We start from the raw sequence: 24,064 nt of genomic DNA on the forward strand, positions 1-24,064 counted from the left end.
GAAAAATCAGCCCGCCATCTCCAGCCGGTTACGACCTTCGCGCTTGGCTACATACAACGCGCTGTCTGCCCGTCGCAACAGACTTTCGGCAGACTCGCCGGGCAACAGGGTCGAACAGCCGAGGCTGACCGTCAGCAGGATCCTGTGACCATCGGCCAGGTACTCTTCAGACTGGGCTGCAAACCGCAGCCGCTCACCGACCATGGCCGCGGCCTCGCGACAGGTATTCGACAGCAGGATCAGGAACTCCTCGCCGCCATAGCGGAACACCATGTCCACGTTGCGCAGCTGGTTTTTGATCGTGGCGGCGACCGCCTTGAGCACGTCATCACCTGTGCTGTGGCCATGGGTATCATTGACTAGCTTGAAATGATCGATGTCCAGCATCAGTACTGACAACGGTTGCAGATGGCGCCGGGACAGTTCGATTTCCCTTTGCAGCGTCTGGTCCATGGCGATGCGGTTACCGGCACCCGTCAGCGGGTCGCGCAGTGCGCTTTGGGTGGCGGTACGGTACAGCAGCGCATTGCGCATCGGGAAAAGCAGTGCGGCTAGCAGTGATTCGAGATTGCCCTGATCCTGTTCGCTGAAACGCTGATTGCGACGGAAGATCAGCTCACCCAGGTGTTCGCCTTCGTGGCTGAGGCTGTAACTGATGGAGTGGTGGCCGCGTTGGCCGAACTCCAGGCGCAGGTCACTGCTCTTGTGCTGGTAGCACAAGGCGTCCAACGGTACCAACCGCTGAATCTCGCGATAGAACGTCCCAAGAATGCGTTGCGGCTCCAGACTGGTTTGCAACTGCAGGCTCAGTTGCTGGCGCAATTGCGCAAGACTGACAGGTCTTTCCAGGAGAGGCGGCTGCTGACCAAAGCCCAGGCGCTGCAATTTGGCGCTATCGAAGTCAATTGCGTTGGTCTGGGAAGGTGGTTTCATAAGGCATGCGCCCCTAAGCAGTAAGGCTGTCTTACAAGCAGGGTGAGAGCGGCTTAGGGCTGCGCGTCGTACTGGTCCGTCAGTCCCGTAGGACATTTCGTACAAGTTTAATCCGCTTTGTAGAAGATGAGTAATCTCTGCGCTCAAGCTTCACCCCCGTCTGCTTTCACTTTACGTGTCTGAGCAAACTTAGAGCGAAAGTCGTGCCATTCGGTTCATCCGAATGAAAACTCTATTAAATCAATGGGTTGTTGGTTGTCTGCTGCCTGTGTAGCGCGGCGTGTGACGTTTGTTTGACAGGTGCCTGGCTCGAACCCGAGAGCCTTCAAGTGCCGCGACAGGAAGCTGGCGCGGCACTAAAAAGCGACGTACGGTCGTTACTGGGCGTTGAACGCCTGGCCATTGATACCGGTGCTGTCCGGGCCCATCAGGTAAAGGTAGACCGGCATGATCTCCTCGGGCGTCGGGTTGTTCAGTGGGTTTTCACCCGGGTAAGCCTGGGCGCGCATGCTGGTGCGGGTGGCGCCCGGGTTGATGCTGTTGGAGCGCACCGGGGCCACGGTATCGACTTCGTCAGCCAGGGTTTGCATCAAGCCTTCAGTGGCGAATTTGGAGACGCCGTAAGCGCCCCAATACGCACGCCCCTTGCGGCCGACGCTGCTGGAAGTGAACACCACCGAGGCATCCTGCGACAACTTGAGCAGCGGCAGCAGGGTGCTGGTGAGCATGAACATGGCATTGACGTTGACTTGCATGACCCGCATGAAGTTTTCGCCGGAAAGCTGCTCGATCGGCGTGCGCGGGCCGATGATCGAGGCATTGTGCAGGAGACCGTCGAGATGCCCGAATTCGCTTTCGATCATCGCTGCCAGCTCATCGTATTGATGGGGCAGGGCGGTTTCGAGGTTGAAGGGGATGACTGCCGGTTGTGGATGGCCGGCGGCTTCGATTTCGTCGTAGACCTGGGTCAGGTTGGCTTCGGTCTTGCCCAACAGCAGCACGGTTGCGCCGTGTGCCGCGTAGGTTTTTGCCGCTGCGGCACCGATACCGCGTCCTGCGCCGGTGACCAGAATGACCCGATCCTTGAGCAGTTCGGGGCGGGCGGAATAATCAAACATAAAAAACCTCTACGAAAATTCTTCAGGTCAAGCGCTATCCCTGTAGGAGCGAGCTTGCTCCGGGCGGCGTTCCGACGATGGGCGTAAACGATGACGCGACAAGTCTGGCACCCCGTGGCGCTCTCAGGTTCTTCGCGAGCAAGCTCGCTCCTACAGAGGTCAACGACAGTCTCAGCAGCTACAGAGGGCGCTATCCAAAACCTTGCGCAGCTCCAACGGATGATCGACCACCACGTCCGCTCCCCAGTGTCGCGGGTTGTCATCCGGGTGGATGTAGCCGAAGGTCACCGCAGCAGTCTTGGTGCCGGCATCACGGCCGGACTCGATGTCGCGCAGGTCATCGCCAACGAACAGCACGCTGGCCGGGTCCAGGTCGAGCATCCTGCAGGCGAGGATCAGCGGCTCGGGATCCGGTTTGCTGTTTTTCACATGATCCGGGCAGATCAGCAGCGCCGAACGCTCGGCCAGTCCCAGCTGTTGCATGATCGGCTCGGCGAAGCGCAGCGGCTTGTTGGTGACCACGCCCCAGATCAGGTTGGCCTTCTCGATGTCCGCCAGCAGTTCGCCCATGCCGTCGAACAGCTTGCTATGGACGGCACAACCGACGAGGTAGCGCTCCAGGAACTCCAGGCGCAACTCCTCGAATCCCGGCGATTCCGGGTCCATGGAGAAGGTCACTGCGACCATCGCCTTGGCGCCGCCGGAAATCTCGTCGCGAATGTGTTTGTCGTTCATCGGTGGCAAGCCACGGTCGGCACGCATCGCCTGGCAGATCGCAATGAAGTCCGGCGCGGTGTCGAGCAGGGTGCCGTCCATGTCGAAAAGAACTGCTCTGATTGGCATCGGCTTATTCCTCGCGCAGGGTCTGGATCATGTAGTTGACGTCCACGTCGGAGGCCAGTTTGTAGTGCTTGGTCAGCGGGTTGTAGGTCAGGCCGATGATGTCCTTGACGGACAGGCCGGCCATGCGGCTCCAGGCGCCAAGTTCGGAAGGGCGAATGAATTTCTTGAAATCGTGGGTGCCGCGCGGCAGCAACTTCATGATGTATTCGGCGCCGACGATGGCGAACAGGTACGCCTTCGGATTGCGGTTGATGGTCGAGAAGAACACCTGGCCGCCGGGCTTGACCATGCGGAAGCAGGCACGGATGACCGACGACGGGTCTGGCACGTGCTCAAGCATTTCCAGGCAGGTGACCACGTCGAACTGCTCGGGCATTTCCTCGGCCAGGGCTTCGGCGGTGATCTGCCGGTATTCGACGCTCACGCCCGACTCCAGCTGATGAAGCTGGGCAACCGCCAACGGCGCTTCGCCCATGTCGATACCCATCACGGTCGCGCCGCGCTGAGCCATGGCCTCGCTGAGGATGCCGCCGCCGCAACCGACGTCGAGGACCTTCTTGCCGGCCAGGTGGACGCGTTCATCAATCCAGTTGACCCGCAGCGGGTTGATGTCGTGCAGCGGTTTGAATTCGCTTTCGCGGTCCCACCAGCGATGGGCCAGGGCCTCGAATTTGGCGATTTCGGCGTAGTCGACGTTGCTCATGGTTTAAGTCCTCTAAAACTTGAAAAATCCTGTTGCCCCGGATTGTGCTCCAGGGTGCTTACGATTCGGTGCGGCCACTGATGCGCCGGCCCCAGGCCTTCGCGACAGTACTTAGCTGTTGTTCATCCAGGCGTGTCAGGCGACGGTCGTCGAGCAACTGCTTGCCGGCAACCCAAAGGTGTTTCACGCAGTCCCGGCCGGTGGCGTATATAAGCTGCGAAACCGGGTCGTAGACCGGCTGCTGGGCCAGCCCGGAGAGATCGAAAGCCACCATGTCCGCGGCCTTGCCGATTTCCAGCGAGCCGACTTCGGCCTCGATACCCAGTGCCCGGGCACCGTTGAGGGTGGCCATGCGCAAGGCTCGATGGGCATCCAGCGCGGTGGCCGAGCCGGCGACAGCCTTGGCCAGCAGGGCCGCGGTGCGGGTTTCGCCGAGCAGGTCCAGGTCGTTGTTGCTGGCCGCGCCATCGGTGCCGACCGCGACATTGACCCCGGCCTGCCACAAGCGCTCTACCGGGCAGAACCCGCTGGCCAGCTTCAGGTTCGATTCCGGGCAATGAATCACATTGCTGTTGCTTTCTACCAGCAGCGTCATGTCTTCTTCGCTGATCTGGGTCATGTGAACCGCCTGGAAGCGTGGCCCCAGCAAGCCCAGGCGCGCCAGTCGGGCCAGCGGTCGTTCGCCGCGCTGCTCGACCGATTGCTGCACTTCAAACGCCGTTTCATGCACGTGCATGTGGATCGAGGCATCCAGTTCTTCGGCGATCACCCGGATTTTTTCCAGGTTTTCGTCGCCCACGGTGTAGGGTGCATGGGGGCCAAAGGTGATTTTGATGCGCTCGTGGTGCTTGAGATCGCCAAACAACTCGACGCCCTGACGAATGGCTTCGTCCGCTGTAGCGGCGCCCGGAATGGGGAAGTCGAGGATCGGAATCGCGATCTGCGCGCGAATGCCGCTGTTGTGCACGCGCTCGCTGGCAACCTTCGGGAAGAAGTACATGTCAGAGAAACAGGTGATGCCACCTTTGATTTGCTCGGCGATGGCCAGATCCGTGCCGTCGCGCACGAAGTCCTCGTCGACCCACTTGGCTTCGGCGGGCCAGATGTGGTTTTCCAGCCAGGTCATCAATGGCAGGTCATCGGCGAGGCCGCGGAACAGTGTCATCGCCGCGTGCCCGTGGGCATTGATCAGGCCGGGGCTGAGCAACATGTCGGGCAACTCGCGGGTTTCGGTTGCGTTAAGCTTCAGTGCGGCGGAACGTGGGCCGATAAACACGATGCGTCCATCACGGATGCCCACGCCATGTTCCTTGAGGACAACACCAGCAGGTTCGACGGGTACCAGCCAGGTCGGCAGCAATAACAGGTCGAGCGCAGCGGCAGTGTTCGGCATCGAGGGTCGGTTCCAGTGCTTTTGTAAAGGATGGCGAAGTATACCCGAGCGTCTTCGCGGGGGGATCGCTATAATCGGCGGCTTTTGTTCATGAGTGCGGGGTGAGGGATGCGCGATCGACTGTTGGCTGCGGAAAAGGTAAAGGCCATCGATTGGCGTGATGGCGCTCTCCATCTGCTGGATCAGCGCATTTTGCCGTTCGAGGAAACCTGGATCGCCTACACCAGTGCGGCCGGTGTGGCCGAGGCCATTCGCTCGATGGTGGTGCGCGGTGCGCCGGCGATTGGTATCAGTGCCGCTTATGGCATCGTGCTCGCGGCCCGTGCCCGGATTGCCGAAGGTGGCGACTGGTACGCGGCGCTGGAAGAGGATTTCGCGCTGCTGGCCGATTCCCGTCCCACTGCGGTCAACCTGTTCTGGGCGCTGGGACGCATGCACGACCGGCTTGATCGCCTGAAAGACAATGCCGATCCGCTGGAGGTGCTGGAAGCAGAGGCCATCGCCATTCACGAAAGTGATCGCGAAGCCAACCTGACCATGGCGCAACTGGGTGTGGACCTGATCCGCAAGCATCAGGGCAACGCCCAGGCGATCCTGACCCACTGCAACACCGGCGCACTGGCCACGGGCGGCTTTGGCACGGCGCTGGGGGTGATTCGTGGGGCTTTCATCGAGGGCATGGTCGAGCGGGTGTATGTCGACGAAACCCGCCCATGGCTGCAGGGCTCGCGGCTGACCGCGTGGGAACTGGCCAATGAAGGCATTCCCGTGACCCTCAATGTCGATTCCGCCGCCGCGCATATCATGAAGACCAAAGGCCCTACCTGGGTCATCGTCGGTGCTGACCGGATCACCGCCAATGGCGACGTGGCCAACAAGATCGGCACCTATCAACTGGCCGTCAACGCCATGCACCACGGCGTGCGCTTCATGGTGGTGGCGCCGAGTTCGACCATCGACATGCACCTGGCCAGCGGCGATGACATTCCGATTGAGGAGCGTGATGGCCGCGAGTTGCTGGAGGTCGGTGGCAAGCGGGTGGGTGCGGATGTCGAAGCGTTCAATCCGGTGTTCGATGTGACTCCGGCGGACCTGATCGATGCGATCGTCACCGAAAAAGGCATCGTCGAGCGCCCGGATACGGCGAAGATGGCGCAGTTGATGTGCCGTAAGCGCCTGCATTAATAGCTTCTGGCGTCTGAAAGATAGCCATCGCGAGCAAGCTCGCTCCCACAGTGTTTTCGGTGTACACAAAACCTGTGGGAGCGAGCTTGCTCGCGATGGGGTCGTCAAACCCAATGAGCCAACCCGAATCAGCCACAAATTCTCCATTCAACACGGCTCTAAGCCCCTCTCGTCCCCTTCAAGCCTGTCACCGGTCAACTAACTACTCTCCATGCGCATCTGGGGGATAGGTGCGTGGCGGCTCTTGTGATAACATCCGGCGGTTTCCAGGGTTGCCCGAAGTGGCGACCCGTACTGCGCAGATCCATGGCATAACTCGTTGATTTGTCGTAAGTCGGTGCATGGCACTCAGCCTGTATCGGCGAGCTTCGTTGGTCCCATATGGATGTGACGAAGTTTCACCAGAAAAAGGAATCAGGCTTCTCATGGGCGAACTGGCCAAAGAAATCCTCCCGGTCAATATCGAAGACGAGCTGAAGCAGTCCTACCTCGACTACGCGATGAGCGTAATTGTCGGGCGGGCACTGCCGGATGCGCGCGATGGCTTGAAGCCCGTGCACCGGCGCGTGCTGTTCGCGATGAGCGAGCTGGGCAACGACTTCAACAAGCCGTACAAGAAATCTGCCCGTGTTGTCGGTGACGTGATCGGTAAGTATCACCCGCACGGTGATACCGCGGTGTACGACACCATCGTTCGGATGGCGCAGCCATTCTCCCTGCGCTACCTGCTGGTAGACGGCCAGGGCAACTTCGGCTCGGTGGACGGCGACAACGCCGCGGCCATGCGATACACCGAAGTGCGCATGACCAAGCTGGCGCACGAGCTGCTGGCTGACCTGCATAAAGAAACCGTGGACTGGGTGCCGAACTACGACGGCACCGAAATGATCCCGGCGGTCATGCCGACCCGTATTCCCAACCTGCTGGTCAACGGCTCCAGCGGTATCGCCGTGGGCATGGCGACCAACATTCCGCCGCACAACCTCGGTGAAGTCATCGACGGTTGCCTGGCGCTCATCGACAATCCAGAGCTGACTGTCGACGAGCTGATGCAATACATCCCCGGTCCGGACTTCCCGACCGCCGCGATCATCAACGGTCGTGCCGGCATCATCGAAGCCTACCGCACCGGTCGCGGGCGCATTTACATGCGCGCCCGCTCGATGATCGAAGACATCGACAAGGTCGGTGGTCGCCAGCAGATCGTCATCACCGAACTGCCTTACCAGCTGAACAAGGCCCGCCTGATCGAGAAGATCGCCGAGCTGGTAAAAGAGAAGAAGCTCGAAGGCATCACCGAGCTGCGCGACGAGTCCGACAAGGACGGTATGCGCGTCGTGATCGAGTTGCGTCGCGGCGAAGTACCTGAGGTCATCCTCAACAACCTCTACGCCCAGACCCAACTGCAAGCGGTGTTCGGTATCAACATCGTCGCGCTGATCGACGGCCGTCCGCGGATCCTGAACCTCAAGGATCTGCTGGAAGCCTTCGTCCGCCACCGTCGCGAAGTGGTGACCCGTCGTACCGTGTTCGAACTGCGCAAGGCGCGCGAGCGTGGTCACATCCTTGAAGGTCAAGCGGTTGCCCTGTCGAACATCGACCCGGTCATCGCCCTGATCAAGGCATCGCCAACGCCGTCGGAAGCCAAGGAAGCGCTGGTCAGCACCCCTTGGGAATCCTCTGCTGTGGTGGCAATGGTTGAACGTGCCGGCGCTGATTCGTGCCGTCCGGAAAACCTCGATCCGCAATACGGTCTGCGCGACGGCAAGTACTTCCTGTCGCCAGAGCAGGCGCAAGCCATTCTGGAACTGCGTCTGCACCGCCTGACCGGCCTGGAACACGAAAAGCTGCTGGCCGAGTATCAAGAGATCCTCAACCAGATCGGCGAGCTGATCCGCATCCTCAACAGCGCCACGCGCCTGATGGAAGTGATTCGCGAAGAGCTGGAAGTGATTCGCGCCGAGTACGGCGACGTGCGTCGTACCGAAATCCTCGATGCCCGTCTCGACCTGACCCTGGGTGACATGATCCCGGAAGAAGAGCGCGTCGTGACCATTTCCCACGGTGGCTACGCCAAGACCCAGCCGCTGGCTGCGTACCAGGCCCAGCGTCGTGGCGGTAAAGGCAAGTCGGCGACCGGCGTCAAGGATGAGGACTACATCGCTCACCTGCTGGTTGCCAACAGCCACACCACGCTGCTGCTGTTCTCCAGCAAGGGCAAGGTGTACTGGCTGAAAACCTACGAAATCCCTGAAGCGTCCCGCGCTGCCCGTGGTCGTCCGCTGGTCAACCTGCTGCCGCTGGACGACGGTGAGTACATCACCACCATGCTGCCGGTCGAGGAATACACCGAAGGTCACTACATCTTCATGGCCACCGCCAACGGCACCGTGAAGAAGACCCCGCTGGAATCCTTCAGCCGTCAACGTAGCGTCGGCCTGATCGCACTGGAACTGGACGAAGGCGACGTGCTGATTTCTGCTGCCATCACCGATGGCGAGCGTGAAGTCATGCTGTTCTCCGACGGCGGCAAAGTGACGCGCTTCAAGGAATCCGACGTTCGCGCCATGGGTCGTACCGCCCGCGGTGTGCGCGGCATGCGTCTACCGGAAGGTCAGAAGCTGATTTCCATGCTGATTCCGGAAGAAGGCAGCCAGATCCTCACCGCTTCGGCGCGTGGCTACGGCAAGCGCACGGCGATCACCGAGTTCCCTGAATACAAGCGTGGCGGTCAGGGCGTTATCGCCATGGTCAGCAACGAACGTAACGGCCGTCTGGTCGGTGCGGTCCAGGTACTCGACGGCGAGGAAATCATGCTGATTTCCGACCAGGGCACCCTGGTGCGTACCCGTGTCGACGAAGTGTCCAGCCTGGGTCGTAACACCCAGGGCGTGACCCTGATCAAGCTGGCCAACGACGAAACACTGGTCGGGCTGGAGCGGGTTCAAGAGCCGTCGGAAGTCGAGGGTGAAGAGCTGGAAGGTGAAGAGGGTGAAGGGTTTGTCGGTGAAGTCGTGATCGACGACGTTGCCGAAGACCAGCAACTCGACGCCGCCGCTGACGAAGAACCACAGGAATAAGTGGGCAAGCAGGGGGCGGATGAAAATTCGCCCCCTTGTTGTTTGTCCCTTTTGAAATAATGAAATCCCCTGTAGGAGCGAGCTTGCTCGCGATGGTCGTCAACGATAACGCAGGGCGTCTGGTGCACCCTTGCGCTCTCAGGTTTTTCGCGAGCAAGCTCGCTCCTACAGTGATACCACCAAATCAGAGCGAGATTGGATGTGAGCAAGAGAGCCTATAACTTCTGTGCCGGTCCTGCGGCGCTTCCCGAAGCTGTCCTGCAGCGCGCCCAGGGTGAACTCCTCGACTGGCACGGCAAGGGTCTGTCGGTCATGGAAATGAGCCATCGCAGTGATGAGTTTGTGTCCATCGCCACCAAGGCCGAGCAGGATCTGCGTGATCTGCTGAATATCCCCTCGAACTATAAAGTGCTGTTTCTGCAAGGCGGCGCCAGCCAGCAATTTGCTCAGATTCCTCTGAACCTGTTGCCGGAAAACGGCTCGGCCGACTATATCGACACCGGTATCTGGTCGCAGAAGGCCATCGAAGAAGCTTCGCGCTTCGGCCACGTCAACGTTGCCGCCACCGCCAAGCCTTACGATTATTTCGCCATTCCCGGCCAGAACGAGTGGAAGCTGTCGAAAGACGCGGCCTACGTTCACTACGCGCCGAACGAAACCATCGGCGGCCTGGAGTTTCAGTGGATCCCGGAAACCGGCGATGTTCCGCTGGTGGCCGACATGTCCTCGGACATCCTGTCGCGCCCGGTGGATGTGTCGCGTTTCGGCATGATCTACGCCGGTGCCCAGAAAAACATTGGCCCGAGCGGTATCGTCGTCAACATCGTACGCGAAGACCTGCTGGGCAAGGCCCGTTCCCTGTGCCCGACCATGCTCGACTACAAGGTCGCGGCCGATAACGGTTCGATGTACAACACCCCGCCGACGCTGGCCTGGTACCTGTCCGGCCTGGTGTTCGAGTGGCTCAAGGAGCAGGGGGGCGTCGAGGCCATCGGCAAGCTCAACGAAGTCAAGCAGCGCACGCTGTACAGCTTCATCGATGCCAGCGGCCTGTATAGCAACCCGATCAACAAGTCGGACCGCTCGTGGATGAACGTGCCGTTCCGTCTGGCTGATGATCGCCTGGACAAGCCGTTCCTGGCCGGTGCCGACGAGCGTGGCCTGTTGAACCTCAAGGGCCACCGTTCCGTGGGTGGCATGCGCGCCTCCATCTATAACGCCGTCGACATCAACGCCGTCAATGCGCTGATTTCGTACATGGCAGAGTTCGAGAAGGAACACGGCTAATGTCTGAGCAAGAACTCAAGGCACTGCGCCTGCGCATTGATGCCCTGGACGAAAAGGTCCTGGAGCTGATCAGTGAGCGTGCGCGCTGCGCCCAGGAAGTCGCGCGAGTAAAGATGGCCTCGCTGGCCGAAGGCGAAGTGCCGGTGTTCTATCGTCCCGAGCGCGAAGCTCAGGTGCTCAAGCGTGTCATGGAGCGCAACCAGGGGCCGCTGGGCAACGAAGAGATGGCGCGGTTGTTCCGTGAAATCATGTCTTCGTGCCTGGCGCTCGAACAGCCGCTGAAAGTGGCTTATCTCGGCCCTGAAGGCACCTTCACTCAGGCGGCGGCCATGAAGCACTTCGGCCACGCCGTGATCAGCAAGCCGATGGCGGCGATCGACGAAGTGTTCCGTGAAGTGGCGGCGGGGGCGGTGAATTTTGGTGTGGTGCCGGTGGAGAACTCCACCGAAGGCGCGGTCAACCACACCCTCGACAGCTTCCTCGAACATGACATGGTGATCTGCGGTGAAGTCGAGCTGCGTATCCACCATCACCTGTTGGTCGGTGAAAACACCAAGACCGACAGCATCAGCCGCATCTACTCCCACGCCCAGTCACTGGCCCAGTGCCGCAAGTGGCTGGACGCCCATTACCCGAATGTCGAGCGCGTGGCGGTGTCCAGCAACGCCGAAGCGGCCAAGCGGGTCAAGGGTGAGTGGAACTCGGCGGCGATTGCCGGCGATATGGCGGCCGGCCTGTACGGCTTGACCCGACTGGCCGAAAAAATCGAGGACCGTCCGGATAACTCCACGCGCTTCCTCATGATCGGCAACCAGGAAGTGCCACCGACCGGCGACGACAAGACATCGATCATCGTTTCGATGAGCAACAAGCCGGGTGCGCTTCACGAGTTGCTGGTGCCGTTCCACGACAATGGCATCGACCTGACGCGAATCGAGACTCGTCCGTCGCGCAGCGGTAAATGGACCTATGTGTTCTTCATCGACTTCGTCGGCCACCACCGCGACCCCTTGGTCAAAGGTGTGCTGGAAAAGATCAGTCAGGAAGCAGTGGCACTCAAGGTGCTGGGTTCCTACCCGAAAGCAGTTCTCTAAGGGGCGGTAGCAAATGAGTGGCAATTTCCTCGCTCTGGCACAGCCGGGCGTGCAACAACTTTCGCCTTACGTTCCGGGCAAGCCCGTGGACGAACTGGCGCGTGAGCTGGACCTCGATCCAGCCAGTATCGTCAAGCTGGCGAGCAACGAAAACCCGCTGGGCGCTGGCCCCAAGGCGCTGGCGGCGATCCGCGATGCGCTGGCCGAGCTGACCCGTTATCCGGACGGCAACGGTTTTGCCCTCAAGAGTCTGCTGGCCGAGCAGTGCCGCGTCGAACTCGATCAGGTCACGTTGGGCAACGGTTCCAACGACATCCTGGAACTGGTTGCGCGTGCTTATCTGGCACCGGGCCTGAACGCCGTGTTCAGCGAGCATGCGTTCGCTGTCTACCCGATTGCCACCCAGGCGGTCGGCGCACAGGCCAAAGTGGTTCCGGCCAAGGATTGGGGGCATGACCTGCCTGCCATGCTGGCGGCGATCGATGCCAACACCCGCGTGGTGTTCATCGCCAACCCGAACAACCCGACCGGGACCTGGTTCGACGCCGAGGCGCTCGACGAATTCCTGCAGGATGTGCCGGATCATGTGCTGGTCGTACTGGACGAGGCTTACATCGAATACGCCGAAGGCAGCGATCTGCCGGATGGCCTGGACTTCCTGGCGGCTTATCCGAACCTGCTGGTTTCCCGCACCTTCTCCAAGGCCTATGGCCTGGCGGCGCTGCGCGTGGGTTATGGCTTGTCCACGGCGGTGGTCGCAGACGTGCTGAACCGTGTACGCCAGCCGTTCAACGTCAACAGCCTGGCCCTGGCCGCGGCCTGTGCGGCGTTGAAGGACGAAGAGTATCTGGCGCAAAGCCGTCAGTTGAACGAGTCCGGCATGCAGCAGCTGGAGACCGGTTTCCGTGAGCTGGGGCTGAGCTGGATACCATCCAAAGGCAATTTCATTTGCGTCGATCTCGGTCAGGTTGCGGCCCCGGTGTTCCAGGGCTTGCTTCGTGAAGGCGTGATCGTGCGTCCGGTGGCCAACTACGGCATGCCAAACCACCTGCGCATCACCATTGGCCTGCCGGCAGAGAACAGCCGCTTCCTTGAGGCGCTGACCAAGGTTCTGGCTCGTGGTTGATGTCACTGCGCTGCAATCTGCTGAACCTATGATCGGTCGCCTGGTGGTGGTCGGTCTCGGGTTGATCGGCGGTTCGTTTGCCAAGGGCTTGCGTGAAAGCGGTCTGTGCCGCGAAGTGGTCGGAGTCGATCTCGATCCGCAATCGCGCAAGCTCGCGGTCGAGTTGGGTGTGGTGGATCGCTGCGAGGAAGACCTGGGTGTTGCTTGTCAGGGCGCCGACGTCATCCAGCTGGCGGTGCCGATCCTGGCCATGGAGAAAGTGCTTGCGCGTCTGGCGGGCATGGATCTGGGGCAGGCGATCCTGACCGATGTCGGCAGTGCCAAGGGCAATGTGGTGCGCGCGGCCACCGAAGCATTTGGCAAGATGCCGTCATGCTTTGTGCCGGGGCACCCGATTGCCGGTTCAGAGCAGAGTGGGGTGGAAGCCTCCAACGCTGAACTGTTCCGTCGCCACAAGGTGATCCTGACGCCGCTGGAGCAAACCGATCCGGCAGCCCTGGCGGTAGTCGACCGTTTGTGGCGCGAGTTGGGCGCCGATGTCGAGCACATGCAGGTCGAGCGTCACGACGAAGTACTGGCCGCGACCAGCCATCTGCCGCACTTGTTGGCGTTCGGCCTGGTCGATTCGTTGGCCAAGCGCAATGAAAATCTTGAGATCTTCCGTTACGCTGCGGGCGGTTTCCGCGATTTCACAAGAATCGCCGGAAGCGACCCGGTCATGTGGCACGACATCTTCCTCGCCAACCGCGAAGCTGTCCTGCGCACACTCGATACATTTCGCAGCGATCTCGACGCCTTGCGCGACGCGGTCGATGCAGGGGATGGGCACCAATTGTTGGGCGTTTTCACTCGCGCCCGGGTTGCCCGCGAGCATTTCAGTAAAATCCTGGCCCGCAGGGCCTATGTGGACGCTATGAATTCCAACGATCTGATTTTCCTGGCTCAACCTGGTGGCCGCCTGTCCGGTCGGATTCGCGTACCGGGTGACAAATCGATTTCCCACCGTTCGATCATGCTTGGCTCCCTGGCCGAAGGCGTCACCGAAGTCGAAGGTTTCCTCGAGGGCGAAGATGCCCTGGCGACCTTGCAGGCGTTCCGTGACATGGGCGTGGTCATCGAAGGTCCGCACCACGGTCGCGTGACCATTCACGGCGTTGGCCTGCATGGCCTGAAGCCGGCACCGGGCCCGATCTATCTGGGCAACTCCGGTACTTCGATGCGTCTGCTGTCCGGCCTGTTGGCCGCGCAGAACTTCGACAGCACCCTGACCGGCGACGCTTCGCTGTCCAAGCGCCCGATGAATCGTGTGGCCAATCCGCTGCGTGAAATGGGCGCGGTGATCGAAACCGCCGCCGAAGGTCGTCCACCGATGACCATTCGTGGTGGCAACAAGCTCAAGGGCCTGACCTATACCATGCCGATGGCCAGTGCCCAGGTTAAGTCCTGCCTGCTGCTGGCCGGTCTGTATGCCGAAGGCAAGACCACGGTGACCGAGCCTGCTCCGACCCGCGACCATACCGAGCGCATGCTGCGTGGCTTCGGCTACCCGGTAACGGTCAACGGTGCGACCGCATCGGTCGAGTCCGGCAGCAAACTGACCGCGACCCACATCGAAGTCCCGGGTGACATTTCGTCCTCGGCGTTCTTCCTCGTGGCGGCATCGATCGCCGAGGGTTCCGAGCTGGTGCTTGAACACGTCGGCATCAACCCGACCCGTACCGGCGTGATCGACATCCTGCGCCTGATGGGCGCCGACATCACCCTGGAAAACCAGCGTGAAGTGGGTGGCGAGCCGGTGGCGGACTTGCGCGTACGTGCAGCTAAACTCAAAGGTATCGAGATTCCCGAGGCGCTGGTTCCGCTGGCGATCGACGAGTTCCCGGTGCTGTTCGTCGCCGCCGCCTGTGCCGAAGGGCGCACAGTGTTGCGTGGCGCCGAAGAGCTGCGGGTCAAGGAGTCGGATCGCATCCAGGTCATGGCGGATGGTTTGCTGGCGCTGGGCGTCAAGTGCGAACCAACCCCGGATGGCATCATCATCGACGGCGGCCAGATCGGCGGCGGTGAAGTGCACGGTCATGGTGATCACCGTATTGCCATGGCGTTCAGCGTTGCTTCGCTGCGCGCCAGTGCGCCAATCCGCATTCATGATTGCGCCAACGTCGCGACGTCGTTCCCGAATTTCCTGGCGCTGTGCGCACAGGTCGGTATTCGCGTGGCGCAAGAGGCACAGTCGTGAACAACATTGCACCGGTCATCACCATCGATGGGCCAAGCGGTTCGGGCAAGGGTACGGTAGCCGGGATTCTGGCCAAGCGCCTGGGCTGGAACCTGCTGGATTCCGGTGCGTTGTACCGATTGCTGGCCTTCGCCGCGCATAACCATGGTGTCGACCTGACCAATGAAGAGCTGCTGAAGAAACTCGCCGCTCATCTGGATGTGCAGTTCATCGCGGCGACGGACGGTCAGTTGCAACGCATCATTCTGGAAGGTGATGAAGTCAGCGATGTCATTCGCACCGAAAGCGTCGGTTCCGGTGCTTCCCAGGTAGCTGCGTTGCCGGCTGTGCGCGAGGCGCTGCTGCAGCGCCAGCGGGCTTTTCAGGAAGCGCCGGGCCTTGTGGCGGATGGTCGCGACATGGGCACAGTGGTTTTTCCGGACGCACCGCTGAAAATTTTTCTGACCGCCAGCGCCGAGGAACGGGCGCGCCGTCGATATTTGCAGTTGAAGGGCAAGGTCGAGGGTGTTAGTCTGTCGAGTCTGCTAGATGAGATACGTGCGCGCGATGAGCGTGACACCCAGCGAGCGGTAGCCCCGCTTAAACCGGCGGCTGACGCCATACAGCTGGATTCTACGGAATTATCCATCGACCAGGTGCTGGAACGCATCATGAGCGAGATCGCCATTCGCGATATCGCCGGGTGACCAAGAGGGCCGCAGGGGACCAGTCATAGTCCTGCGGTGGCTTCTTTTAAATGAAACTAACCCACACCGTCTGGGGTGTGGAGATGGGCGTATTCTTCGCCCTCATCAACAGGAATTAAAATGAGCGAAAGCTTTGCGGAACTCTTTGAAGAAAGCCTAAAAACCCTGAACCTTCAGGCAGGCTCCATCATCACCGGTGTTATCGTTGATATCGATTACCAAGCTCGCTGGGTAACCGTTCACGCTGGCCTGAAGTCTGAAGCACTCATCCCGCTTGAGCAGTTCTACAACGACGCTGGCGAACTGAACATCAACGTCGGTGACGAAGTTCACGTTGCTCTGGACTCGGTTGAAGACGGCTTTGGTGAAACCAAGCTGTCCCGTGAAAAAGCCAAGCGCGCTGAATGCTGGATTGTTCTGGAAGCAGCCTTCGCAGCCGAAGAAGTGGTCAAGGGCGTTATCAACGGTAAGGTTAAAGGCGGCTTCACTGTCGACGTTAACGGCATCCGTGCGTTCCTGCCAGGTTCTCTGGTTGACGTCCGTCCAGTGCGCGACACCACGCACCTGGAAGGCAAAGAGCTGGAATTCAAGGTCATCAAGCTGGACCAGAAGCGCAACAACGTTGTCGTTTCCCGTCGCAGCGTCCTGGAAGCCGAGAACTCCGCCGAGCGCGAAGCTCTGCTGGAATCCCTGCAGGAAGGCCAACAAGTCAAAGGTATCGTCAAGAACCTCACCGATTACGGCGCATTCGTCGATCTGGGTGGCGTCGATGGCCTGCTGCACATTACCGACATGGCTTGGAAGCGTATCAAGCATCCTTCCGAAATCGTCAACGTTGGCGACGAGATCGATGTCAAGGTTCTGAAATACGATCGCGAGCGCAATCGTGTTTCCCTGGGCCTGAAGCAGCTGGGCGAAGATCCATGGGTTGCTATCAAAGCCCGTTACCCAGAAAGCACTCGCGTTACCGCGCGTGTAACCAACCTGACCGACTACGGCTGCTTCGCTGAGCTGGAAGAAGGCGTTGAAGGTCTGGTACACGTTTCCGAAATGGACTGGACCAACAAGAACATCCACCCTTCGAAAGTCGTACAAGTCGGCGACGAAGTGGAAGTCATGGTTCTGGACATCGACGAAGAGCGTCGTCGTATCTCCCTGGGCATCAAGCAGTGCAAATCTAACCCATGGGAAGATTTCTCTGGCCAGTTCAACAAGGGCGATAAAATCTCCGGCACCATCAAGTCGATCACCGATTTCGGTATCTTCATTGGTCTGGACGGCGGCATCGACGGTCTGGTTCACCTGTCCGACATCTCCTGGAACGAAGTGGGCGAAGAAGCCGTTCGCCGCTTCAAGAAGGGCGACGAGCTGGACACCGTTATCCTGTCGGTTGACCCAGAGCGCGAGCGCATCTCCCTGGGTATCAAGCAACTGGAAAGCGATCCGTTCTCCGAGTACGTTCAAGAGAACGACAAAGGCGCCATCGTTAAAGGCATCGTGAAGGAAGTTGACGCTAAAGGCGCCATCATCACTCTGGCCGACGATATCGAAGCGACTCTGAAAGCCTCCGAAATCAGCCGTGACCGCGTTGAAGACGCGCGCAACGTTCTGAAAGAAGGCGAAGAAGTAGAAGCCAAGATCATCAGCGTTGACCGCAAGAGCCGTGTAATTCAGCTCTCGATCAAGTCGAAAGACGTTGAAGACGAGAAAGAAGCAATCCAGAGCCTGCGCGACAAGCCAGTAGCTACTGATGCTCCTGTGGCCACCACTCTGGGTGACCTGCTGCGTGCACAAATGGAAAAACAGAACTAAGTTCTGACTTTCTGTAAAAAAAGGGCGACTTCGGTCGCCCTTTTTTGTGCCTGGCGTTTGGTGAGTTAGGTGCGGATGCAGTTGCTTGGGTCGTGAACCAAAAACGCCGAAAGAGGGTCTGAATGTTTAGTCGGATCAATCGCTTATTTGCAGCTAGTCTTTAGCCTGAGGCTAATGATCGCCCGATAGGCTTTCTGGCAAAAGGACGTGAATGAACAAGCTCATTGTCGCAGTAGCCGCGCTGGCATTGGCGGGTTGTACCACTAACGCCAAAACTCACGTAGTGCGTGGGGTTAGCGGTATTGATGTCGATTGCTCGGGGCTCGGTTCGAAATGGGAGAAGTGTTACAAGCGTGCGGCCAGGGAATGCAAGGGGATGGGCTACCAGGTTGTGACAAGGTCTGATGATCTCAAGGAAGAGGAGGAGGAAGGGGGGCTTTTTGGGTTCAACCCGGCAGGTTTTCTGACGCGCACTATGCTGGTGATTTGCCGATGACAGGGTGATCGCCCAGAGTCTTCCCGTTCCGGGAATCAAGCATTTTGGGGGCCTGGGATGGATGGCAAAACTCAGGCTGTTCAAAATCGTGCTGGCATGCTAAAACCTTTGAAGCGCTGATCTAGCTGCTTGAAAAAGAAGGGAAAAATATGACGAAGTCGGAGTTGATCGAACGAATTGTCACCCATCAAGGGCTGCTCTCATCCAAGGATGTGGAGCTGGCCATCAAGACCATGCTTGAGCAAATGTCCCAATGTCTGGCTACCGGGGATCGTATCGAGATCCGGGGGTTTGGCAGCTTCTCTCTGCACTACCGCGCTCCACGGGTAGGGCGCAATCCGAAAACCGGCCAGTCTGTCAGTCTCGATGGCAAGTTCGTTCCGCATTTCAAACCAGGTAAAGAGTTACGTGATCGTGTAAACGAAGATGAGGAGGAATTAGGTGACGATGAGTTGGCGAGATAAGAGTCGCATCAAGCGATTCATGATTACCGGGCTTGTCTTATTAACATCAGTTGTATGCCTGCTCTTCGTGCTGGAAAACCAGCAGCTTGTCGTCGTTTCCTTTCTCGGTTTTTCTTCGCCTCAGCTACAGATCTCGATGTTCGGAGTTGCTTCGTTCCTGATGGGGATGATCTTTGGTGGGGGGGTTGTGGTAGTTCATTTCCTTGGGGTTAGGAGGCGCGGGCGATAGGCTGGTATTGATTTGTTTGATGTTTTTTTTGCGCTCGTCCGAGTATGTAATACAGTGTATTGCGAGAGTAGATAAGGGGGGAGTTTCCCCTTTGTTTGCTTGGTTTGCGTTGATGGTTCTCAAGTGGTTTAGTCTGTGCAATTAAAGTGACCGCTTAAGTAAAAAAAGGCTAACAAAATATGCGTGTCGATTCAAAAAAAGATAGTGATTTAGAATATTTTGAGTTTCAGAATTTTGTTCGTGCGATTTTTCGGCAAAAACTTGTTGTCATCGTTTTTACTTTATTAGGTGCTGCTCTCGCGGCGAGCTATGCTTTCCTTGTTGCTCCCGTTTATGAGGCGAAGGCTTTTGTGATACCGCCGTCTCAGAATGATATATCCAACTTTAATTATGGTCGGATGAAAGAGTCAGAGTTGGTTCCTTACACTGTTAAGGATGTCTATGAAATCTACACACGATATTTGCAAGCGGAGTCGCTCCGTCTAGATTTTTTTAGCAAGACTTATTTGCCGAGTTTGTCTTCGGATGAGCGGAAAAAGTCCAGGGATGTCCTGTACTCGACGTTCTCTCGTGTGTTGCGTGTGGTTCCGCCACTTAGGGAGACCTCTGACAGGTATTCGGTTGTCGTGCAGGCTACCGATCCCCAGAAGGCCAAAGAGTGGGTTGCTGCATATGTTGCTCAGGCGGGTGAGTTGGCCAAAAGCGAAATGATCAAGAACGTTTCAATTGAGTCTGAGGTTCGGGCTCGTAATCTGGAGCAGCAGATAAGTTCCGCCAGGGAAAAAAGCAGCAAGGCCAAAGAAGATTCGATCGCTAGGTTGAGTGAGGCGCTGAGGATCGCCGAGTCAATCGGTCTGGAGAAGCCGCCTTCGATCACGGTGAGTCAATCGGTTATTGCGGGTGGGGAGGCAGGGCAGCTTACGTACATGCGTGGCTCGAAAGCACTAAAAGCGGAAATTGAAAGTTTACAGGCTCGCAAGTCCGATGACCCCTTTACGGAGCATTTGCGTGATCTTCAGGATCAATACTATTTCTTTAAGGGGTTGAAAACAGATCCAGTGTCGGTTTCTGTTTATCGGCAAGATGGGGCAGTGGAGTTGCCAGACAATCCAGTGAAACCTAACAAGACGCTGGTCCTTATATTGGGTGTTGTTGCAGGTTTGATCGCCGGCGTTGCTTTCGTATTGCTTCGTGGGTTCTTTGCAGTAAAACCGGAATAGCTGTATTTCAATTCTTTGACTGCTGTGCATAAGTGGTACATCGCCCAAGGAGGGGCGGTTCTACCTTTGGGTTAAACGTGAGTTGTCTGTCCGGTTGGTCAGGACCTCCTTTTTGTCGGATTTTGCACGTTTTTTCTGATGCGGGGTTGAGTATATGCCCGGCATCGTGATAAGCAGGTCGCGCTCGAAAATTGGCTGTTGCGTTGCGACGGCTTGCCTTGCAGCGGTGGTTCTCAAAGCATGCACAAGCGGAAGGGGGAACGTCCGGGTTCCTCCTTGGCTTTCTGAAAATTGTTATGGCTCCGTTAGGCGCTTTCGGTATAATTTCTGACTTAGGCAGCCGTGATTTTTGTTTCTAAGGCGCAAGGTTTGGCGCGCTTTTTTACGATCGACTTAATAATGATGAATGGCAAGGGAAAACAATGCTTAAACTCGAAGATGTAAAGTTGGCCATAGTGGGTCTCGGTTATGTGGGCTTGCCGCTGGCGGTTGAGTTTGGCAAAAAAATGCAAGTGGTCGGATTTGATATCAGCCAGCGTCGAATCGAAGCGCTAAAGGCCGGTCATGACGCTACTCTTGAAGTGTCCGATTGTGAATTACGCTCCGCATCGGGTTTAAGTTTTAGCTCTGTGCTGGAAGAATTGTCTGCGTGCAATATATTTATTGTTACCGTTCCAACCCCGATTGATGAGCATAAGAGGCCGGATCTGACTCCTTTGATTAAGGCAAGTGAGTCGATTGGTCGTGTTTTGAAAAAGGGCGATATCGTTATTTACGAGTCAACGGTCTATCCTGGTGCTACTGAGGAAGATTGTGTTCCAGTGCTGGAGAAAGTATCCGGGCTTAAGTTCAATGTTGATTTTTATGCAGGTTATAGCCCAGAGCGGATCAATCCTGGTGATAAAGAGCATCGTGTTACTACCATTAAAAAAGTAACCGCCGGTTCCACTCCAGAGGTTGCTGATCTGGTCGATGCTTTGTATAACACAATCATTATCGCCGGAACTCATAAAGCCAAGAGCATCAAGGTTGCCGAAGCGGCAAAGGTTATTGAGAACACGCAGCGCGACTTGAACATTGCCCTGATCAATGAGTTGGCACTTATTTTTAATAAGATGGGTATCGATACTCAGGCGGTTCTGGAAGCAGCGGGGACGAAGTGGAACTTCTTGCCATTCCGCCCAGGACTGGTGGGTGGTCACTGCATCGGTGTAGATCCCTATTACCTGACTCACAAAGCACAGTCCATTGGTTATCATCCCGAGATCATTTTAGCGGGTCGTCGTTTGAATGACAGCATGGGAGCCTATGTAGTCTCTCAACTTGTCAAGGCGATGCTGAAACGTAAAATTCATGTTGACGGTGCTCGCGTCCTGATCATGGGGCTGACGTTCAAAGAAAACTGCCCGGATCTGCGTAACACTAAAATCATCGATATTGTGAATGAACTCGCTGAGTTCAATATTGTTGTTGATGTTTATGACCCGTGGGTTGATGCGGCGGAAGCAATGCACGAGTATTCAATCACTCCTATCGGCCAGCCACAGGTTAATTCTTACGACGGTATCATTCTGGCTGTCGCACATAATGAATTCTCTGCGATGGGGGCTGAGCAGATTCGGAGCCTGGGTAAGGCAGAGCACGTTCTCTATGACCTTAAGTACCTGCTGGATGCCTCTCAATCAGATCTGCGTCTCTGAATCTCAGGGTCAGTAATGACCCTGATTCGTTACCGCCGGAAAAAACCAAGTCGAGAACTACATGATCCGTTTCGAAGAAGTTAAAGCTGAAATTCAACAATCCCCAAAGGTTTGGCTGGTGACGGGGGTGGCCGGATTTATTGGCTCCAATTTATTGGAGACATTGCTGCAATTAGATCAGCGGGTTGTAGGTCTCGATAACTTTGCAACAGGGCACCAGCGTAATCTCGATGAAGTGCAATCGGTAGTGAGTCCTGAGCAATGGGCGCGGTTCGCACTGGTAAAAGGTGATATCAGAAACATTGACGATTGCAGAAGTGCGATGATCTTTCCAGCGGCCACTGATATTCCAGTGGACTTCGTTTTGCATCAGGCTGCATTAGGCTCTGTTCCTCGCTCCATCAATGACCCTATTACAACGAACAGCACCAATATCGACGGTTTTTTGAACATGTTGGTTGCGGCGAAGGATGCGAAAGTAAAAAGTTTTACTTATGCCGCGTCCAGTTCTACCTATGGGGACCATCCCGGGCTGCCTAAGGTTGAAGGTGTGATTGGTAAGCCGCTTTCCCCTTATGCGGTCACGAAATATGTAAACGAATTGTATGCTGAGGTTTTTTCCAGTACATACGGTTTCAATACCATTGGGCTTCGCTATTTTAACGTCTTTGGCAAGCGTCAGGATCCAAATGGCGCTTATGCTGCCGTGATTCCTAAGTGGACAGCGGCCATGATCAATAACGAAGAAGTTTTCGTGAATGGTGATGGTGAAACCAGTCGGGACTTTTGTTTTGTAGAAAACGCAGTCCAGGCCAATATACTGGCTGCCTGTGCCAGCCCGGAAGCCAAGAATAACGTTTACAACGTCGCCGTCGGTGACAGGACAACATTGAATCAGGTTTTTGCCTGTATCAAGGATGCTTTGGCTCGCGTTGATGTCACGTCTACCTCGGATATGGTCTATCGGGATTTTCGTGCGGGCGACGTAAGGCACTCTCAGGCAAATATTGATAAGGCAAAGAATCTGTTGGGCTACAAGCCGCTTTTCAATGTTGGTGAAGGTATGTTGAAAGCTGCAGATTGGTATGTCTCGTTCTTTGCAAGAAGTTAAAATCAGTGATTAAAGAGATCTGCGCAATCACTGTTCTTGCAAACAAACTTTGTATGTTTGTTTTGTTGTTTAGTTTGGCGCGAATTTTAGGCGTTGAGCTGTACGGCGTATTCTCTTACCACTATGCGATCGTAACAGGCATCGCGACGGTGGTAGGAGAGTGCTTGAGTGTGGCGTTGAGCCGCTACGCGGTCTTTAATACCGAAAAAGTAAATTACAGGACTTCCTTGGGGCTCATGTCATGGGGTGGCATCGTTGTAGGTGCTCTCTGTGTCATCGTGTTTTTGGTTTTTCCGGCGCCTGCTTCCTCGTACGAAATGAATCCTGGTTACTTGCTGATCGGAGCATTCTTTCTAGGTTTCGCTTGTGTTTGCAATTTGACTATAACCGGTCTTATGTTCTCCCTTAATACTTCAGGGAAATGGGCTGCTGCACTGGCGGTTCATGGTCTGCTTGGATTACTGCTGGTAGTTTCCATTGCGAAGGTTGGAGGAGAAATAGAGGGTGTCATTCTAACCCTCGCAATTTGTACGCTAATCGCTCCCGCATTTGGCTTTTTTACCATACGGAAAAATAAGTTCAGTCATGAGCAGCGGAAGGGACGAGAGACTTCCTCTTTTCGACAAATGATGGCATTGCTTTCACTTTCAGGGGCTCCGACCGTCGCCGGTAGTATGCTTCTCGGGGCTCCTGTCCATATTGTTTGCCTGATGATATTTGCCAACTCAAGCTTGAATGTGTCTGAGGTTGGCTACTTTAATCTGTTTTTTCTATTTTATATTTTGGTGACTGTGCTGCCAAGCTCGCTTACATCCTATGCCATTGTAAAACTGGCAGGGCGCGGGAATAGTGCCAGCAAATTGTACTTGATGCTCGGGTTGTCAATTTCAGTTTGTTTACCTCTGTTTTTGGTTTTGACACAGAGTTATTGGTTATGTTTGCTCGGTAGTAGCTTTTGCAGCAAAAATGATCTTCTGACTTACGCAGTGTTGGCGGGTGGTATAGGGCTTACGACTACAATCGTTACTCAAATATTGCATAGCAAAAATATGACCAGGGTTGTTTTTCTTGGTAGTTGCTTTTATGCGTTTGTTTATCTGTCGTTAACGGTAGTCGCAGGTTTCAAAGGTGATATGTTGGCAGTCGATCTTTTCAGGTCCTTTGTGTTGGCGCTAGCAACTCAACTTACTGTACTGGCGGTCCTGGGTGGCCGTAAGTTGGTGCTATGATAAGCATTTTGGGTGTGAGTTGTGTTTGTACAGCGCCCATGGCTGAAAGTGATGTTGGGGCCAGTATTGAGTCTGGTTTACGGTTCAGTTGCTTTGTTTTTGTTGGTCAGGGTTAATGG

At 56.7% G+C, this 24,064-nt stretch carries 19 protein-coding genes; 14 read left to right on the plus strand and 5 right to left on the minus strand.

Annotated features, from left to right (window positions below):
• Positions 1–6: 6 nt before the first annotated feature.
• The 5 genes from KW840_RS03140 to KW840_RS03160 all read right to left on the minus strand — a co-directional run bounded on the left by KW840_RS03140 (position 7) and on the right by KW840_RS03160 (position 4,990).
• Entirely contained in the window at positions 7–933 is a 927-nt protein-coding gene (locus tag KW840_RS03140) for a GGDEF domain-containing protein (protein WP_057713764.1), read from the minus strand.
• 377 nt (positions 934–1,310) lie between these two features.
• The gene (locus KW840_RS03145) at positions 1,311–2,051 is read right to left on the minus strand and encodes a YciK family oxidoreductase (RefSeq protein ID WP_007999919.1); all 741 of its coding nucleotides are present in this window, start codon (positions 2,049–2,051) and stop codon (positions 1,311–1,313) included.
• A 171-nt stretch (positions 2,052–2,222) separates the two neighbouring features.
• Positions 2,223–2,894 (minus strand): N-acetylmuramic acid 6-phosphate phosphatase MupP, encoded by a 672-nt coding sequence (gene mupP / locus KW840_RS03150; RefSeq protein ID WP_218494429.1) that lies wholly within the window; start codon positions 2,892–2,894, stop codon positions 2,223–2,225.
• 4 nt (positions 2,895–2,898) lie between these two features.
• A complete protein-coding gene (gene ubiG, locus KW840_RS03155) occupies positions 2,899–3,597 on the minus strand; it encodes a bifunctional 2-polyprenyl-6-hydroxyphenol methylase/3-demethylubiquinol 3-O-methyltransferase UbiG (protein WP_057713766.1) in 699 nt (232 codons plus the stop codon).
• Positions 3,598–3,655: 58 nt separating this feature from the next.
• On the minus strand, positions 3,656–4,990 hold the full coding sequence (locus KW840_RS03160) for a TRZ/ATZ family hydrolase (protein WP_090457151.1): 1,335 nt from the start codon (positions 4,988–4,990) through the stop codon (positions 3,656–3,658).
• A gap of 108 nt (positions 4,991–5,098) precedes the next feature.
• On the opposite strand from KW840_RS03160, the gene mtnA reads away from it, so the two are divergent.
• The 14 genes from mtnA to KW840_RS03235 all read left to right on the plus strand — a co-directional run bounded on the left by mtnA (position 5,099) and on the right by KW840_RS03235 (position 23,945).
• Entirely contained in the window at positions 5,099–6,175 is a 1,077-nt protein-coding gene (mtnA, locus tag KW840_RS03165) for an S-methyl-5-thioribose-1-phosphate isomerase (protein ID WP_057713768.1), read from the plus strand.
• A gap of 425 nt (positions 6,176–6,600) precedes the next feature.
• A complete protein-coding gene (gyrA, locus tag KW840_RS03170) occupies positions 6,601–9,255 on the plus strand; it encodes a DNA gyrase subunit A (protein ID WP_057713769.1) in 2,655 nt (884 codons plus the stop codon).
• A gap of 201 nt (positions 9,256–9,456) precedes the next feature.
• On the plus strand, positions 9,457–10,542 hold the full coding sequence (gene serC, locus KW840_RS03175; protein ID WP_057713770.1) for a 3-phosphoserine/phosphohydroxythreonine transaminase: 1,086 nt from the start codon (positions 9,457–9,459) through the stop codon (positions 10,540–10,542).
• Entirely contained in the window at positions 10,542–11,636 is a 1,095-nt protein-coding gene (gene pheA, locus KW840_RS03180; RefSeq protein WP_007939916.1) for a prephenate dehydratase, read from the plus strand. Before serC ends, pheA begins: the two co-directional genes overlap by 1 nt.
• Positions 11,637–11,649: 13 nt before the next feature.
• On the plus strand, positions 11,650–12,762 hold the full coding sequence (gene hisC / locus KW840_RS03185; RefSeq protein WP_218494430.1) for a histidinol-phosphate transaminase: 1,113 nt from the start codon (positions 11,650–11,652) through the stop codon (positions 12,760–12,762).
• Positions 12,763–12,790: 28 nt separating this feature from the next.
• Positions 12,791–14,998 (plus strand): bifunctional prephenate dehydrogenase/3-phosphoshikimate 1-carboxyvinyltransferase, encoded by a 2,208-nt coding sequence (locus KW840_RS03190; protein ID WP_235863965.1) that lies wholly within the window; start codon positions 12,791–12,793, stop codon positions 14,996–14,998.
• Entirely contained in the window at positions 14,995–15,684 is a 690-nt protein-coding gene (cmk, locus tag KW840_RS03195; RefSeq protein WP_007973641.1) for a (d)CMP kinase, read from the plus strand. Before KW840_RS03190 ends, cmk begins: the two co-directional genes overlap by 4 nt.
• Before the next feature lie 120 nt (positions 15,685–15,804).
• Complete coding sequence (rpsA, locus tag KW840_RS03200) at positions 15,805–17,496, plus strand: 30S ribosomal protein S1 (protein ID WP_007973639.1); 1,692 nt, start codon at positions 15,805–15,807, stop codon at positions 17,494–17,496.
• Between the two features lie 211 nt (positions 17,497–17,707).
• Positions 17,708–17,992 (plus strand): hypothetical protein, encoded by a 285-nt coding sequence (locus KW840_RS03205; protein WP_218494431.1) that lies wholly within the window; start codon positions 17,708–17,710, stop codon positions 17,990–17,992.
• A 149-nt stretch (positions 17,993–18,141) separates the two neighbouring features.
• Positions 18,142–18,456: an integration host factor subunit beta gene (ihfB, locus tag KW840_RS03210; protein WP_090457143.1), complete on the plus strand. Its 315-nt coding sequence runs from the start codon at positions 18,142–18,144 to the stop codon at positions 18,454–18,456.
• A gap of 408 nt (positions 18,457–18,864) precedes the next feature.
• On the plus strand, positions 18,865–19,905 hold the full coding sequence (locus KW840_RS03220; protein ID WP_218494432.1) for an LPS O-antigen chain length determinant protein WzzB: 1,041 nt from the start codon (positions 18,865–18,867) through the stop codon (positions 19,903–19,905).
• 422 nt (positions 19,906–20,327) lie between these two features.
• Positions 20,328–21,605, plus strand: coding sequence for a Vi polysaccharide biosynthesis UDP-N-acetylglucosamine C-6 dehydrogenase TviB (tviB, locus tag KW840_RS03225; RefSeq protein ID WP_090457139.1), 1,278 nt, complete (start codon positions 20,328–20,330; stop codon positions 21,603–21,605).
• 61 nt (positions 21,606–21,666) lie between these two features.
• A complete protein-coding gene (locus KW840_RS03230) occupies positions 21,667–22,716 on the plus strand; it encodes an NAD-dependent epimerase/dehydratase family protein (protein WP_218494433.1) in 1,050 nt (349 codons plus the stop codon).
• Between the two features lie 5 nt (positions 22,717–22,721).
• Positions 22,722–23,945 carry an oligosaccharide flippase family protein gene (locus KW840_RS03235; protein ID WP_218494434.1) on the plus strand — a complete coding sequence of 408 codons (1,224 nt, stop codon included), beginning with the start codon at positions 22,722–22,724 and terminating at the stop codon, positions 23,943–23,945.
• The last annotated feature ends 119 nt before the right edge of the window (positions 23,946–24,064 follow it).

The sequence above is a fragment of the Pseudomonas sp. PDM30 genome, assembly GCF_019218985.1.
Classification (GTDB): domain Bacteria; phylum Pseudomonadota; class Gammaproteobacteria; order Pseudomonadales; family Pseudomonadaceae; genus Aquipseudomonas; species Aquipseudomonas jessenii.